This is a genomic window from Dolomitihabitans soli (assembly GCF_022213955.1).
Taxonomy (GTDB): Bacteria; Actinomycetota; Actinomycetes; order Streptosporangiales; family Streptosporangiaceae; genus Streptosporangium_A; species Streptosporangium_A soli.
Map to the genome: position 1 here is coordinate 160,180 of NZ_JAKNTW010000001.1, position 15,187 is coordinate 175,366.

Annotated in this window: 11 protein-coding genes; 4 read left to right on the forward strand and 7 right to left on the reverse strand. The window is 71.5% G+C overall.

The window, feature by feature from the left end; genetic code table 11:
- Positions 1-197: 197 nt before the first annotated feature.
- The 4 genes from dapA to MBA17_RS00735 all read left to right on the forward strand — a co-directional run bounded on the left by dapA (position 198) and on the right by MBA17_RS00735 (position 5,579).
- Positions 198-1,121 (forward strand): 4-hydroxy-tetrahydrodipicolinate synthase, encoded by a 924-nt coding sequence (gene dapA / locus MBA17_RS00720; RefSeq protein ID WP_238494228.1) that lies wholly within the window; start codon positions 198-200, stop codon positions 1,119-1,121.
- A 57-nt stretch (positions 1,122-1,178) separates the two neighbouring features.
- On the forward strand, positions 1,179-2,864 hold the full coding sequence (locus tag MBA17_RS00725) for a ribonuclease J (RefSeq protein ID WP_238494229.1): 1,686 nt from the start codon (positions 1,179-1,181) through the stop codon (positions 2,862-2,864).
- 410 nt (positions 2,865-3,274) lie between these two features.
- Positions 3,275-4,051 (forward strand): IclR family transcriptional regulator, encoded by a 777-nt coding sequence (locus tag MBA17_RS00730; protein ID WP_238494230.1) that lies wholly within the window; start codon positions 3,275-3,277, stop codon positions 4,049-4,051.
- A 43-nt stretch (positions 4,052-4,094) separates the two neighbouring features.
- Entirely contained in the window at positions 4,095-5,579 is a 1,485-nt protein-coding gene (locus MBA17_RS00735) for an aldehyde dehydrogenase (NADP(+)) (RefSeq protein ID WP_238494231.1), read from the forward strand.
- 578 nt (positions 5,580-6,157) lie between these two features.
- On the opposite strand, the gene MBA17_RS00740 is transcribed toward MBA17_RS00735, so the two are convergent.
- From MBA17_RS00740 to MBA17_RS00770, 7 genes are all read right to left on the reverse strand, one after another.
- Positions 6,158-9,547 (reverse strand): phosphodiester glycosidase family protein, encoded by a 3,390-nt coding sequence (locus MBA17_RS00740; protein ID WP_238494232.1) that lies wholly within the window; start codon positions 9,545-9,547, stop codon positions 6,158-6,160.
- 423 nt (positions 9,548-9,970) lie between these two features.
- Positions 9,971-11,170, reverse strand: coding sequence for an ABC transporter permease (locus MBA17_RS00745; RefSeq protein ID WP_455432663.1), 1,200 nt, complete (start codon positions 11,168-11,170; stop codon positions 9,971-9,973).
- Positions 11,167-11,874: an ABC transporter ATP-binding protein gene (locus MBA17_RS00750; protein WP_238494233.1), complete on the reverse strand. Its 708-nt coding sequence runs from the start codon at positions 11,872-11,874 to the stop codon at positions 11,167-11,169. Before MBA17_RS00750 ends, MBA17_RS00745 begins: the two co-directional genes overlap by 4 nt.
- Positions 11,871-12,911 carry a peptidoglycan-binding protein gene (locus MBA17_RS00755; protein WP_238494234.1) on the reverse strand — a complete coding sequence of 347 codons (1,041 nt, stop codon included), beginning with the start codon at positions 12,909-12,911 and terminating at the stop codon, positions 11,871-11,873. The genes MBA17_RS00750 and MBA17_RS00755 overlap by 4 nt, the downstream gene beginning before the upstream one ends.
- The gene (locus tag MBA17_RS00760) at positions 12,908-13,432 is read right to left on the reverse strand and encodes a hypothetical protein (RefSeq protein ID WP_238494235.1); all 525 of its coding nucleotides are present in this window, start codon (positions 13,430-13,432) and stop codon (positions 12,908-12,910) included. Before MBA17_RS00760 ends, MBA17_RS00755 begins: the two co-directional genes overlap by 4 nt.
- Positions 13,433-13,445: 13 nt before the next feature.
- Complete coding sequence (locus MBA17_RS00765; RefSeq protein ID WP_238494236.1) at positions 13,446-14,225, reverse strand: ABC transporter permease; 780 nt, start codon at positions 14,223-14,225, stop codon at positions 13,446-13,448.
- The gene (locus tag MBA17_RS00770; protein ID WP_238494237.1) at positions 14,222-15,127 is read right to left on the reverse strand and encodes an ABC transporter ATP-binding protein; all 906 of its coding nucleotides are present in this window, start codon (positions 15,125-15,127) and stop codon (positions 14,222-14,224) included. Before MBA17_RS00770 ends, MBA17_RS00765 begins: the two co-directional genes overlap by 4 nt.
- Positions 15,128-15,187: the final 60 nt, after the last annotated feature.

Below are 15,187 nucleotides of genomic sequence, written 5' to 3' on the forward strand. Positions count from 1 at the left end.
TCCAACTTTGACCCAGGGAAAGCTCGGGGAAAATATCCCAGGAACTCTGTAACGTCCGGGTAAGGACTACCGATTCTCCGGTAGAGGTCGTCGATGTGTGTACCCCCGAGCACATATCGGCGGCCTCTTTCACTTCCCAGTGCCCGGTCAAGGGGCCGGGGGTCCACTGCCATCCGGTATCCGGGTACCGTTCCTCTATGGCATCGCCTACTGGAACCGCAGACGCTCCCTTCGGACGCATGCTGACCGCCATGGTCACACCGTTCGCCGAGGACGGCTCGGTCGACTACGACGGACTGCAGAGCCTGGCCACCTATCTGGTGGACGAGCAGCGTAACGACGGCCTGGTCGTGAGTGGTACGACTGGAGAGTCGCCGACCACCTCCGACGAGGAGAAAGATCGCATCCTGCGGGCTGTGGTCGAGGCCGTCGGCGACCGTGCCACCGTCGTGGCCGGTGCCGGGAGCAACGACACCCACCACAGCGTGGAGTTGGCCCGCGCCGCCGAGCGCGCCGGGGCCCACGGCCTGCTGCTGGTGACGCCGTACTACAACAAGCCGCCGCAGGAGGGGATCCGCCGCCACTTCACCACGATCGCGGACGCCACCGGGCTTCCTGTCATGCTTTATGACATCCCCGGCCGTACCGGTGTGGCGATCGAGCCGGAGACTTTGTGCCGGCTGGCCGAGCATCCGCGGATCACCGCCGTGAAGGACGCCAAGGGCGACCTGTTCGCCGGCTCCCAGGTGATGGCCGCGACCGGCCTGGCGTACTACTCGGGTGACGACGCGTTCACCCTGCCCTGGCTGTCCGTGGGCGCCGTCGGTGTGGTCAGCGTGATCGGGCACGTGTCCGGGGCCGACGTCGCCACCATGATCGACCTGTACCGCGCCGGTGATGTGGCGGGCGCGACGGAGGTGCATCGGAGGCTGCTGCCGGTGGTGACCGGCATCATGACGCGCACCCAAGGTGCGATCATGACGAAGGCGGCGCTGACCCTCGTGGGACGGCGAGGCGGCGTGACGCGGCCTCCGCTGGTGGACGCGACGGAAGAGCAGGTCGCCCTGCTTCGTGAAGATCTGATCGCCGGCGGCGTGAAGCTTGCCGACGGAGTTGTATGAACGAAAGTGACGGGGAGGAAACGAGAGCTTGAGAGCTAGACACGCAGGGGGTACGGCATGAGCCACCCCCATCCTGACCTGGGTCCGCCGCCGCCGTTGCCGGTCAACGGGCTGCGGATCGTCGCGCTCGGCGGGCTCGGTGAGATCGGCCGCAACATGGCCGTCTTCGAGTTCGACGGCCGGTTGCTGATCGTCGACTGTGGAGTGCTCTTTCCCGAGCCCGACCAGCCGGGCGTCGACCTGATTCTGCCCGATTTCGACTACATCCGCGATCGCCTCGACGACATCGAGGCGGTCGTGCTGACCCACGCCCACGAGGATCACATCGGCGCTGTGCCGTACCTCCTGCGCGAGCGGGCCGATCTCCCGCTCGTGGGGTCGAAGCTGACCCTGGCGCTGATCGAGAGCAAGCTCACCGAGCACCGCATCCAGCCGGTGAAGCGGGAGGTCGTCGAGGGAGAGCGGCACAGGTTCGGGCCGTTCGAGTGCGAGTTCTTCGCGGTCAACCACTCGATCCCCGACGCTCTGGCAGTGGCCATCAGGACCGCGGCCGGCATCGTGCTGCACACCGGTGACTTCAAGATGGACCAGTTGCCGATGGACGGGCGGCTGACCGACCTCGGTGGGTTCGCCAGGCTTGGCACCGAGGGTGTCGACCTGCTGATGTCCGACTCCACCAACTCCGAGGTGCCGGGCTTCGTCACCAGTGAGCGGGACATCGCCCCGGTCATCGACGAGGTCTACCGGAACGCGGACAAGCGGGTCATCGTCGCCTGCTTCGCCTCGCACGTCCATCGCGTTCAGCAGGCACTCGACGCGGCGGAGAAGCACGGCCGCAAGGTCGCGCTGATGGGCCGTTCGATGGTCAGGAACATGGGGGTCGCCCGGGATCTGGGCTACCTGCGGGTTCCGCCAGGCCTGATGGTCGACTCCAGGGAGATCGAGGAATGGCCGCCGGAGGACGTGGTGCTGATCTGCACCGGGTCCCAGGGCGAGCCGATGGCGGCGCTGTCGAGGATGGCGAACCGTGATCACCAGATCCGGATCGCCGAGGGCGACACGGTGCTGTTGGCGTCCTCGCTGGTCCCAGGCAACGAGACGGCCGTGAACAAGGTCATCAACGGCCTCACGCGCTGGGGCGCCCGAGTGATCCACAAGGGCAACGCCCGGGTCCACGTCTCCGGGCACGCCGCGGCGGGTGAGCTGCTTTACGTGCTCAACCTGACCAGGCCGTCCAACTTCATGCCGGTGCACGGCGAGTGGCGGCACCTGCGGGCGCACGCCAAGCTGGCCGCACTGACCGGAGTCCCCGACGACCACATCGTGATCGCCGAGGACGGCGTGGTGGTCGACCTGCTCGACGGCCGGGCGAAGATCGTCGGTGCGGTGCAGGCCGGCTACGTCTATGTGGACGGCACGTCGGTGGGAGGCGTGACCGACGTCGCGCTGAAGGACCGGCGCATCCTCGGCGACGAGGGGTTCATCTCGATCGTGCTCGTCGTCGACTCGACCACGGGCAAGCTCACCGGCGGGCCCGAGGTGCACGCCCGGGGCTCCGGCATAGATCTGGACGCCTTCGAGGAGGTCATCCCGCTGCTGGAGAAGTCCCTGCAGGAGGCCGCGCTCGACGGTGTGGCCGATGTCCAGCAGATGCGCCGGCTGGTCCGGCGTACGGTCGGCCGCTGGGTGAGCGACACCTACCGCCGCCGCCCAATGATCATCCCGGTGGTCGTCGAGGTCTGAGACCACGTAGCGCCCCGCCGCGAGTACGGCGGGGCGCTGACTCGGGCGTTCACCCGGGCCGTTCACCCGGGCCTCCCTGCGGGGTGTTCGTTCTGCGGGGTGTTCGTTCTGCGGGGTGTTCGTTCTGCGGGGTGTTCGTTCTGCGGGGTGTTCGTTCTGCGGGGTGTTCGTTCTGCGGGGTGTTCGTTCTGCGGGGTGTTCGTTCTGCGGGGTGCTCGTTCAGCGGGGTGCTCGTTCAGCGGGGTGCTCGTTCAGCGGGGTGCTCGTTCAGCGAGGTGCTCGTTCAGCGGGGTGCTCGTTCAGCGAGGTGCTCGTTCAGCGAGGTGCTCGTTCATGGGCGTGGAATTTGTTCAGAGTTGTGAACGTTGATGCGTCTTGGCAGAATCGCGGGGTAGAGCCAAGGAGCGTGGATGGTGACGGCGGAAGCGATTACGCCCAGGTCGCCGGTCAAATCGGCCGACCGGACGGTCGAGCTGCTCGAAGTCCTGGCGCGGGCCGAGCGCGGGCTGAGCCTGGCCGAGCTGCACCGCGAGCTGGGCTATCCGAAGTCCAGCCTGTACATGCTGCTGCGCACCCTGGCCGGACGGGGCTGGGTCGAGACCGATCAGGCAGGCGTCAGGTACGGCATCGGCGTGCGGGCACTGCTCGTCGGCACCTCCTATCTGGACCGCGATCCGGTGGTCCGGGCGGCCGCCGGTGTGCTCGACGAGATCAAGGCCGAGGTGAACGAGACCGTGCACCTCGCCAGGCTCGACGGCGCCGACGTGGTCTACCTCGCCAGCCGTGAGTCCCAGCACCACATGCGTCCGACCTCGCGGGTCGGGCGCAGGCAGCCGGCCCATGCCACCGCGCTGGGCAGGGCGATACTGGCGGCCAGGCCCGACGCCGAGGCGTTGCTGCCCGCGGAGCTCGCCGCGCTGACCCCGCATACCGTCGTCGATCGCGAGCGCCTGCTCGACGACATCGCGACCGCCCGGTCGAACGGCTACGCCTGGGAACACGAGCAGAACGTCGTCGGCCTGGGCTGCCTCGCCGTGGTCCTGCCGTACTCGTCGCCGGTGACCGACGCGCTCAGCGTGTCGGTGCCGCTGGTCCGCCTCGACGACGCGCACCGCGAGTTGATCCTGGCCACGCTCGTCCGGGCCGCCGAGCGCGTCACCGCACTCCTGCGCAGTCGCGCTATCTGAGATCCGACGCACGCGAACGAACCATGTTGAAAGGTGATTTCTGATGATCCAGGGTTATGACCCGCGTACCGGTGAGCCGGTCGGTGAGCCGCTGGAGACGGCCACCGAGGCACAGGTGGACGAGACCGTTCGGGCCGCGCTCGCGGCGGGCGAGGTGTGGCGTGCGACGCCGGCGGCCGAGCGTGCCGTGACCCTGGACGCCGTGGCCGACGCGCTCGCCGCGCGCGTGGAGGAGTTGTGGGCGGCGGCCGACGCCGAGACCGCGCTGGGGGAGACCCGGCTTCGCGGCGAGGTGGGGCGCGCAGCGGGACAGTTCCGGCTGTTCGCCCAGGTGCTGCGCGACGGCGCGCACGTCTCGGCGGTGGTCGACCACGGCGACCCCGGTGCCACGCCGCCGCGTCCCGACGTGCGCAAGATGAATCACCCGCTGCCGGGCGTCGTCGGGGTCTTCGCGGCCAGCAACTTCCCCTTCGCGTTCTCCGTGGCCGGTGGCGACACCGCGTCCGCGCTGGCCGCCGGGTGCCCGGTCGTGGTCAAGGCACATCCGGGCCACCCGCGTACGTCCGAAATTTCGGCGTCGGTGATCCGGGAGGCCCTGCCCGACCCGGCGTTGCTCGGCCTGATCCACGGGATGGAGGCCGGCGCGTGGCTGGCGCGGCATCCGTCGGTGGCGGCGGTCGGGTTCACCGGCTCCGTCCCCGGGGGGAAGGCGATCCAGGCGTTGATCGGGGAGCGGCCCGACCCGATCCCGTTCTACGGTGAGCTGGGCAGCGTCAACCCGGTGGTCGTACTGCCCTCCGCGCTCAAGGGCGGGCCCGGCGCGCTGGCGAGCGGGTTCGCCGCCTCGCTGACGATGGGCGTCGGGCAGTTCTGCACCAATCCCGGTCTCGTCTTCGTCCCCGAAGACGAAGGTCTTCGCGGGGCGATCGGGGAGGCGGTCGGCGCGACCACGGGCGGGCCGATGCTGAACGGCCGGATCAGCGAGGGCTACCAGCAGGGCATCGGGCGGCTGGCCGAGCTGCAGACGCTGGGCGAGGGCACCGCGGGCGCCGGACCGTGGGCGGCCACTCCCCGAGTCTTCACCATCGACCTGGCCTCGTTCGAGGGCGGCCTGCCCGACATCGCTGAGGAGTGCTTCGGCCCCGCCGCGATCGTGGTGACCTACCGTGACGCCGCCGACCTGCCCGGGGTGCTCTCCCGGCTGCCCGGCTCGCTCACCGCCACCGTGCACGCGACCGACCCCACCGAGGCCGAGGAGATCGTGGGGGTGCTCGGCCGTACGGCGGGGCGGCTCGTCTGGAACGGCTGGCCCACGGGTGTGGCGGTCAACTGGGCCATACACCATGGAGGTCCCTGGCCGTCGTCCACATCGGCCGCCCACACCTCCGTCGGCGCGTCCGCGATCCACCGCTGGCTGGCTCCCGTCGCCTACCAGGACTGGCCTGGGGAACTGCTGCCCGCCGAGCTTCGCGACGACAACCCTCTCGGGCTGCCCCGCCGGGTGGACGGGCACCTCGAACTCCCCTGAGGCTTCCTGAGCCACCCCTGAGGCTCCGCTGTCGCGGGACTGTGAACCGCTCAGGTTCATGGTCCCGTGAGGCGGGTCACCAGCGGCCGCTGGCGCGCGTTCACCGGGGGCGGATGAAGTGTGCGCGCGGTGCGGCCGGGAGTTCGTGGGTGCGTGTCGCCGGTGGCCGGAGGGTGTTGCCGCGCTTCATGCTGGGGGCCCGGGTGAGGTGCGCTGGGTCCGGTCAGGCTTCACCGTCCCGTTGAGCGGCCGCTCGTTATGCGTGGCCGCCTATCGTGCGTGTCTCCCCATCGTGCCTGGCTCCCCATCGTGCCTGGCTCCCCGTCGTGCCTGGCTCCCCGTCGTGCGTGGCCTCAGAGGCTGCCGTTGTGCGCTTCGCGTCGGCCGGTGAAGCGGGCTCGGCCGCACGGGTTCTGTCAAGCGAGTCGCTCGCCGTGCCTGTCGCCGATCGGTGCCGTTGTGGTCCGCCACCGATCGGCGCCGGGTCGCTCGCCGTACCTGTCACCGATCGGTGCTGTTGCGGTCCGCCACCGATCGGCGCCGATGTGGTCCGGCGCCGATCAGTGGGGCGTGGTCGGTCAGGTGATCTTGGTGGTGGCCTCCTTGGTGACGCCGCTGACCGTGACGGAGATGGTCACCGTTCCTCGCCCGCGGGCGGTCAGGGTGCCCGTCGCCGGGTCGAGCGACGCGATGTGGTGGCCGCGGGCCTTGCCCGGGTCGCCTATGTGCAGGTTGCCGCTGCCCTTCCAGACGGTGCTGACCGGGTAGGCGGCCGGGATCTCGCGGGCGCCCTGGGTGAGCGTGGCGGTGACCTTGGCCGAGGTGCCGCGTGGCAGGTCTGCGGGCGCGGTCAGCGCGAGTTCGTCCACGTGCGGCCTGATCTGGGCGGTTAGCCAGGTGGGCCCGCCGGCGAACGGCAGCAGCCGTGCGGCGGCCTGTTCCACCCGGGAGACCGGGTCCACGCCGAGCATGGTCCAGCCGGTGAAGCCGCCCTCACCAGGGGAGGTGGCCGGAGTCTTGCCGGAGTTGCCGTTGATCAGGTACGGCACGCCGTCCACCCGGGAAGCGTGGAAGGTGCCCACGTGCCCGCCGACGAACGCTGCGCCCTTGCCGGTTCGGTGCTGGAAGTCGGCGAGCCATTTCTCGACCAGCGCCGCCTCCTTCCGGTCACCGAGCTGGCTGCCCTTGCCGGGGGTCGGGTCGCGCGGCGGGTGGTGCTCGACGAGGACGAGCGAGCCGACGCCGTCGTCCTCGGCGGCTTCGTCGAGAGCGGTGCGGAGCCGTTCGATCTGGTCGAAACCGCCGCCCCTGATGGTGCCGAGCGAGGTGTCCAGGGTGACGAACCGGGTGCCCTTGTGGTCGAAGGTCCGGTTGGTGTCCCCGAATCGGGCGCGGAAGTTCGCGATGCTCGCCCCCATCACCTCGTGGTTGCCGGGCACGTAGTAGTAGGGCAGCTCTCCCGCCAGCTCCTCGTCGAGGATGCGCTTGGCGAGCAGGAAGTCGGCCTCCGACGCCTCGTCCACCAGGTCGCCCGCGATCAGCAGGAACTCGGGCCGGGCCGCCTTGATCTCCCTGAGCGTACGGCGCGCGGCCACGACCAGCGGCGAATCGGGGACACGGGCGACGAACTGGGCATCCGACATGACGGCGAACCGCCAGTCATCGCGGTCCAGGTCGCCGCCGACCAGCCGATCCTCGACCCGCTTCTCGGGAGGCGCGTCGATCGAGGGCGCCACCTGGGCGTACAGCTCGTCGATCAGCACCTCCCCGGTGTACTGCCGCTCGGCCTTGAGCTCGATCGTGTAGAAGCGGCTGACCGACACCGGCTGCGGCAGTCCGGCGGGCACCGGGATCTCGATCTCCTTCCAGCCCTCCCAGGTGACGTAGGGCCCGTAGACCGAGGTGGCCTTCCCGGCGGCGTCGACGACGGTGAACGCGGTCCATTCGCCCTGGCCGTGGCCGTAGACCGAGATGCCGAACGCGCGCGTCTGGCCGGGCAGCCCCAGCGGCGCGGGCGGGATGGCGTACGCGGTCCGGGTGGCGGTGGCCTGGCTGAAGTCGTAGGACAGCTTCAGCCCGGCCCCCTCGCGCCCGCCGGCGACCGGTTCGACGGTGGCGGTGCCGCGGGCCGAGCCCGCCGTCCACTTGGCCCCGTCGTCGAAGTTCGCCAGCACGCGCCGTTCGACCCCGACGGTGACGGCCACGGTGGCGGTCAGCCCGCCGACCTTGACGGTGACCAGCCCGGCGCCGGACGGCTTCTTCGCGGTGACCCGGTAACCGCCCGCTCCGTCGGGGGCGACGTCCAGGAGCGCGGTGTCGTAGCCGGTGGTGGCGTCGGCGGGTTCGATCGGCGCGGAGTTGCCGTGCTTGTCGTAGCCGACCACGCCGAAGGTCGCGCTGCCGGCTGCGATGTTCACCGACGGATGGGTGACGCCCAGCCTGGCGACGGGCCCGAGGACCTCCAGCGGGACGGTGCCCCGGACGCGGCCCGACTGGGCGGTGACCGTGGCCTTGCCGGGCAGCCCGGCGCGGAAGACGCCCTTGGCGGCGGTGCCGTGGGTGGCCCGCCAGCTGACGTCGCCGCCGGCGGCGGGGCCGTACACCTCGTCGTGGCCGGTGGCGTTCAGCGCGCGGGTGAGCCCGGCGAAGACGCGGTCGGGGCGTCCGCCGGCCACCGGTCCGGTGCCGGGCGCGACCGCCGGATCGATGGCGGGCCGCACCCACAGGCCGCTCAGCTTGCCGCTGCCCTCGGGGCGGTGGACGGCCAGGCCGTTCGGGACCAGCCGCTCGCCGCCGTCGTTGGGCTCGTTCTCGATCCGCACGCGGTCGCCGCCCGGTGTGCGGGTGGCCATCGTGGCGGAGCCGCCGCCGTCGATCTCCAGCCCGGTGTGCGCGCCGAGCTTGACCAGCCGGTCGGCCATCTCCTTCAGCGTCGCGCCCCGGCTGTTGATCGTACGGTTGCCGTCGACGGTGACCAGGAACATCTTCCTGCCGTCGGCGCTGAATCCGAGGGCCATCCTGGCGGCGGCGGTGGTGTCGTTCAGGTTCTGGGCCGTGCCGTCCTTGACCAGCAGGCTCCGGCCGCCGATCGCGGTGACCAGTTCGGCGTCCCCGGCGGCCTTGAGCCGGTAGGAGATCTCGACCGCGTCGCCCGCCTTGAGCTGCGCCAGCCGCAGCGCTCCCGCCTCGCGGCCGAGGAGCACGGTGGCCCCTGCGGGGATGTCGCCCTCACCGGCGCCGGTGGTCACCCGCTCGACCTTGCCGCCGGTGACCAGTACCTCGGTCACCTGGGCGACGTCCGGTACGGCCCGGGCGCGGGTGTGCGCGCCCCAGCGGGAGTCGTAGGCGCCGATGCCGCCCGCGGGCAGGTCGGTGGCGTTGAGACGGGCGAGCGGTACGGCCTCGCCGCCTCCCGGCAGGGTGAGGGCGCCTTCGACCAGGACGTCCAGGATGCGGCCGACACCGGCGGCGTCGATGGCGGCGGCCCGGTTCCAGTCGGCGGAGGGGGACTTGATGAGCTTGCCGCCGGAGATGGCCACGCCGAGCGGCGCTCCGGAGTTGTTGATGTCGAAGAAGTCGCCGTTGACGGCCGCGACGGCACCCGACTTGTCGGCCATCTCGGTGATCTTGCCGGTGGCCGCGATCTTGCCGGTGTCGAGGTAGCCGATCCTCGCGCCCCCGGCCAGGTCGATGGTGAGGGCGTCGGAGCGCTGCCATCCGCGCGGGTCGAGGCTGTCGAGCGAGTCGATGGTCACGCCCGGCGCCACCGGGCGGTCGCTGTGGTAGGTCTCGACGGGCGAACCGGGGCCGGCCGCGCGGGTCGCCGGGCTGCTCGCGAACAGCGGGGTCGCCGCGGGCGGGTAGGACGATGAGCGAAGTGCTTCGAGCGCGGTGTCCGCCACGGGGTCGGCAGGCGCCGCCTTTGCCGTCGCGGAGCTGCCGAGAAGCCCGAGGACGAGGGCCGCCACGAGGGTGACGGCACGTCCCCGGGCCGAGTGATGCCTGGACAGGGGGGACCTCCGGTGGGAGTGAGTTGGGCACCGGAAGTCAACTAGATCACAAACCTTGCGATCCACCCATAGGCGGTGAACGTCTGTTGACGAGATCTCAGCCCCACGACCGGCACCACGGTCGGCCGGGGCCGGGTCGGGTGGGATTGCGGGTCAGGACGGCCAAGGTGGGCGGTGGCCGGTCCGCGGGGCCGCTGCCCAGGCGGCCGGTCCGCTGGGATCCGAGCCCACGGGCCAGGTGGGGTGGCGGGTCATGCGGGGCCGGTCGGGTGGGGTTGCGATCACGCGGGTGAGGGCGGCCAAGGTTGCGGTGGGCGATGGCAGGGTCGGGCGGGTTGCGATCATGGCGGGGTCAGGTGGGTTACAGGTGGGTCAGGTGGGTCAGGTGGTGGACAGGGCTACGGTCGGTGGTAGCCGGGCCGCGCGCATCGCCGGGTAGAGTCCCGCGATCACGCCGACGACCAGGGTCGCGGCCAGTGCGCCGCCGAGTGCCCAGAGCGGTACCACCGGGGGCCACGACTGGGCCCTGGCGTAGGCCACGGTGGCCACCGACCCGAGGACCAGCCCCGCCGTACCGCCCAGCGCCGACAGCAGCAGCGACTCCGACAGGAACTGGACGCGGATCTGCCCGCGGGTGCCGCCCAGCGCCCGCCGCAGCCCGATCTCCCTGCGGCGTTCCAGCACCGAGATCACCATCGTGTTGGCGACTCCCACCCCGCCGACGAGCAGCGCCACCGCCCCGAGGCCCAGCATCAGGCTGGTCAGGGTGCCGGTCGCGGCGGCGCGGGCGGCGAGCGCGTCGGACGGCCGGGAGACGTCGACCTCCTGCGGGTTCTCCGGGTTAACGGTCCGGGCGAGCACGTCGCGCACCGCGATCACCGACTCCTCCGCCGAGCGCTGGTAGATCGTCGTCGGGTGCCCGTCGAACCCCAGATGCCGTGCCGCCGAGGGGAATCCGACGAGCGCCGAACGTTCGATCTCCGGAGCCAGCGGCAGCGCGTCCAGGATTCCGACCACGGTGAACCACCGGTTCCCCAGCCACACCTGCACGCCGGCCCGGCTCACCCCGAGCCGTCCGGCCGCCACCCCGCCGAGCACGACGGCGGGGTGCCGCGCGGTCGCCTCGTTGAGCCACACGCCGGACGCCGTCCGTCCCTTCAGGGTGCCGAGCAGTTCCAGGTCGGCGGCGGCCACGGTGATCCCGCCGGTGATCTCCGCGGGGATCAGGTCGGTCCGCCGGACGGTGGCCCGCACCGACCCGGTGGCCGCGGCGGAGGTGACCGGGCCGATCCGCCTGACCATGCCCACCGCGTTCACCGGCAGCTTCGACTCCTCCCCGAACAGCGTCCTGCCCGGCTCCGCCCGCAGCAGGTTGGTGCCGAGCGTGTCGAGCTGCCGGAGCAACTGCTCCCTGCTGGAGGAGGAGACGCCGATGACGGCCACCATGGTCGCGATGCCGATCGCGATCCCCAGTGCCGAGAGCAGCACCCTCGCCGGGCGCGTGCGCAGCCCCGACATGCCCACCCTGACGACATCGCGCGGGCTCAGCCTGGCCGGTATCAGCGTGTTCGGCGTGTTCACCGCGCCTCCCTGACCAGCGCCTGCACGGTACGGCCCGGCCCGCCCTCGTCGGCGGCGATCCGGCCGTCGCGCATCCGGACACGACGCGGGCACCATTCGGCGATCTCCGGGTCGTGCGTGATGATCACTACGGTGGTGCCGCCGGCGTGCAGCGAGCGCAGCACGTCGAGGACGGCGTCGCCGGCGGCGGAGTCGAGGTTGCCGGTGGGCTCGTCGGCGAGCAGCAGCGGGGGCGCGCCCACGACCGCGCGGGCGATGGCCACCCGCTGCCGTTCGCCGCCGGACAGCCGGCCCGGCCGATGGTCCAGCCGGTGGCCGAGCCCGACGCGTTCCAGCGCCTCCACCGCGCGTGCCCGCCGTACCTTCAGGGGGTGGCCGGCGTACAGCAGGCCGTCGGCCACGTTGTCGCGGGCGCTCAGCCCGCCGTCGAGGTGGAACTGCTGGAAGACGAAGCCGATGTAGCCGCCGCGCAGGGCCGAGAGCCGCCGGTCCGTCAGGGCGGCCACGTCGTGGCCCGCGATGCGGACGGTGCCCGCGGAGGGCAGATCGAGGGTGCCGATGAGGTTCAGCAAGGTGGACTTGCCTGAGCCGGAGGGGCCGACGATGGCCAGCAGTTCGCCCTCCCGTACGGCGAGGCTCACCCCGCGCAGAGCCTGGACCTGGCCGTTGTAGGTCTTGGTGACCCCGGACACGTCGATGATCATTCGAACGGCACCCCGACCTTCATCCCCGCGGCCAGTCCCTCGCCGGAGATCTCGACCCGGCCGCCGCCGTAGGCACCGGTCCGCACCGCCGCGATCCTCCTGCCGCCGTCCGCCACGACCTCTACGCCGAAGCCGCCCTCGCGCAGCGCCAGCAGCGCCTCGACGGGCACCGACAGCACCTTCCTCACCCGCTCGCTCTCCAGCCGTACGGTCACCGGAGCCTGGTCCAGCCGTCCCACCTGTTTGAGCGAGGACAGGGTGACGTCCACCTCGATGGTGCTCGTGCCGTCCTCGGCCTTGACGGCGACCGTCCCGACCCGCGTGATCTTTCCCTTGGCCCGCCTGCCGCCCGGCAGTTCCACGGCCACCTCGGCGTTCTTCCTGGCCAGGTCCTGATCGTCGGCGGGGAGATCGACCCGGACCATTTTCCGGGTCCCGGTCAGGGCCAGCACGCGCCGGCCCGGCGCTACGCGGTCGCCGAGGGCCACTCCGGTGCCCGCGACGCGCACCCTCGCGGGCAGGAAGACCACCTGGTCGGCGGTCACGGCACCGGTCTCCGGCAGACCCCGATCGTCCTGCCAGTCGCGTACGGCCCGCGTGGTCGCCCAGGAGAAGTGGTCGTCCACGGTCAGGCCGGCACCGTGGCCGAGCGCCCGGAGATTGCGTTCGAGCTGCTCGACATCCGGGCCGTCACTCACTCCCTGCTGGAGGGTGCGGTAGAGGGGGAGCCTGCCGTACATCAGGATGATCGGGTCGCGGTCCACGCCGTACAGCGCCCGGCCGCGGCCGACCACCGCACCCTTGGCGGGGACATGGGTGACCGTCCCGGCGCGGGTCGCGTCGATGGTCCGTTCCCCGTCGTAGGCCAGCCGCCCGTCCACCGCCTTCGTGTCGACCAGGTCGCCCCGCATGATCTCGGCCGTCGCCGTGGCGGCCTTCTCCGGCGGGGCGGGGGCCTCGTCGTCGTTCGACATGACGAGGTAGGTCCCGGCCAGGGCGACGACGACGCCGCCCGCGGCCAGCCAGCCGATCCTCACCCCTGCCCACCGCCCGGAAGGTGCTGGTTGCAGGCCTGCATCGCCTTCTTGAACTTCGGGTCGTCAGGGTCGCCGGGCATCGCCTGGGTGAGCATGTCCATGCCGGTGGGCGGGTCCGGCATGTCGAACCCGTTCTTCCGCATGCACGAGACGAACTTCAGCAGGGCGTCGGCGACCTTGGGATCGTTGGGGTTGATCTTGGCGTTTCCGACCTGGATGTACTTCTCGCACGCCTTCATGGCCTTCTGCAGCTTGTCCTTGGGAATGTTCCTGGCGTCGATGCCCATGCCGCCGGCCGTCCCCGGGTCGGACACCTCCACCCCGTTGTCGCGCATGCACTGGGCGAACTTGAGCTGGGCGTCCTCAGGGCTCATCGAGGCGGGCGCCGAGGATCGGGGGGCCGCGGAGGCCGTGCCCTCGCCCGCGGTGGCGACGTTGTCGCCCGCCGGCTCGACCATCGCGCAGGCGGAGGTGGCCAGCAGCAGTGCGGGGACCGTGAGCAGGGCTGATCGGATCTTCATCGGGGTGGCTCCTTCAGACGTCTCGTTTGATGATCAGTAGGGTCCCGGCGGCCAACGGGACGGCGGCGTAGAGCGCCATGGCGACGAGCGCGCCCGCCGGGGAGAGGGCGCCGTCGCCGAGCCGGAAGGACATGTCCTCGCCCGCGATCTGGCTCACCAGGTTGCTCAGCATCACCGAGGACACCCAGGTGTTCCACGGCGCGGGCAGGAGGCCGGTGACCGGCGGCAACACGAACAACAGCGCCACCACGCTGACGAGCGCCCCCGCCGTGGACCGTACGGCGGCGCCGAGCCCGAGCCCGACCAGCGCGATCACCATCACCGACAGGCCGGAGGCGAACAGCCGGGGAAGCTCGCCCGCGACGGGCGCGACGTTGAACCCCATCGTGCGGTCTCCCGCGACCAGCCGTCCGGCGAAGAACGACGCGAATACCACGCCCTGACCGGCGGCCAGGGAGAAGGCGCCCACGACGGCCGCCTTGGCCGCGATCACGGCGGGGCGTCTTGGCACCGCCACGAGGGTGGCGCGGATCAGTCCGGTGGCGTACTCCGAGGTGATCGCCAGGACGCCGAGCACGCCGAGGGCGACCTGCACGATCGGCAGGAAGCCCTCCTCCGGTGACGCGGCGCGGAAGACGGCCTGGCGTTCGGGCGTGGCGTCGTCCCACACGCTGCCCGCGTAGAACACCCAGACGATGCCCACGACGAAGGCCCCGATCACGGCGCCGACGACGTGCTGGGTGGAGGCGACCGAGCGGATCTTCAGCCATTCGGCGGCGAGTATCCCGGTCATCGGACTCCCGCCCGATAGTCGAGGCTGCCCGCGGTGAGCTCCATGTACGCCTCCTCCAGGGAGGCGGTGCGCGGCGTCGCCTCGTGGATCGGGATGCCGTGCCGCGCGGCGAGGTCGCCGATCGCGGCGACCTCCATGCCCTTGACGGAGAGCGCGCCGTCCGGCTCGGCGGTGACGCTCGCGCCGGCCCGTTCCAGCAGCCCGGTGAGTTCCGCGGCCCTGGGGGAGCGCACCAGCACGCCGCGCTGGTAGCGGTCGGTGAGGGCGCGCACCGAGGTGTCGGCGATCAACCGGCCACGGCCGATGATCACCAGATGGTCGGCCGTCAGTGCCATCTCGCTCATCAGGTGGCTGGAGAGCAGCACCGTCCTGCCCTCGCCGGCCAGTCGCCGCATCAGCTCCCGGATCCACCGGATCCCGTCGGGGTCCAGCCCGTTGACCGGCTCGTCGAACAGCAGGACGCCGGGGTCGCCGAGCAGCGCCGCCGCGATGCCGAGCCGCTGCCGCATCCCCAGTGAGAACGCGCCGACCGGCTTGCGCGCCACGCCGGCCAGCCCGACCTCCTCCAGCACGGCCGCCACCCTGTCCGAGCCGATGCCGTTGGTCAGGGCCAGGCAGCGCAGGTGGTTCAGCGCGCTGCGCCCACCGTGTGCCGCGCCCGCGTCGAGCAGCGCGCCCACCTGGTGCATCGGGTGGCGGATGTCGGCGTAGCGCATGCCGTTGACCAGCGCCTCACCGGAGGTGGGGGCGTCCAGGCCGAGTACGGCCCGCATGGTGGTCGACTTTCCCGCGCCGTTCGGGCCGAGGAAGCCGGTCACGTGTCCCGGCTTCACCTGGAACGTCAGGGCGTCGACGGCGACCGTCTCCCCGTAGCGCTTGCTGAGTTCGTGTACTTCGATCATGGCTGCAACGCTCCCGCACGCCCGGGTGGCGGCACATCCGGCCGTGGTCTCGACTCCGGG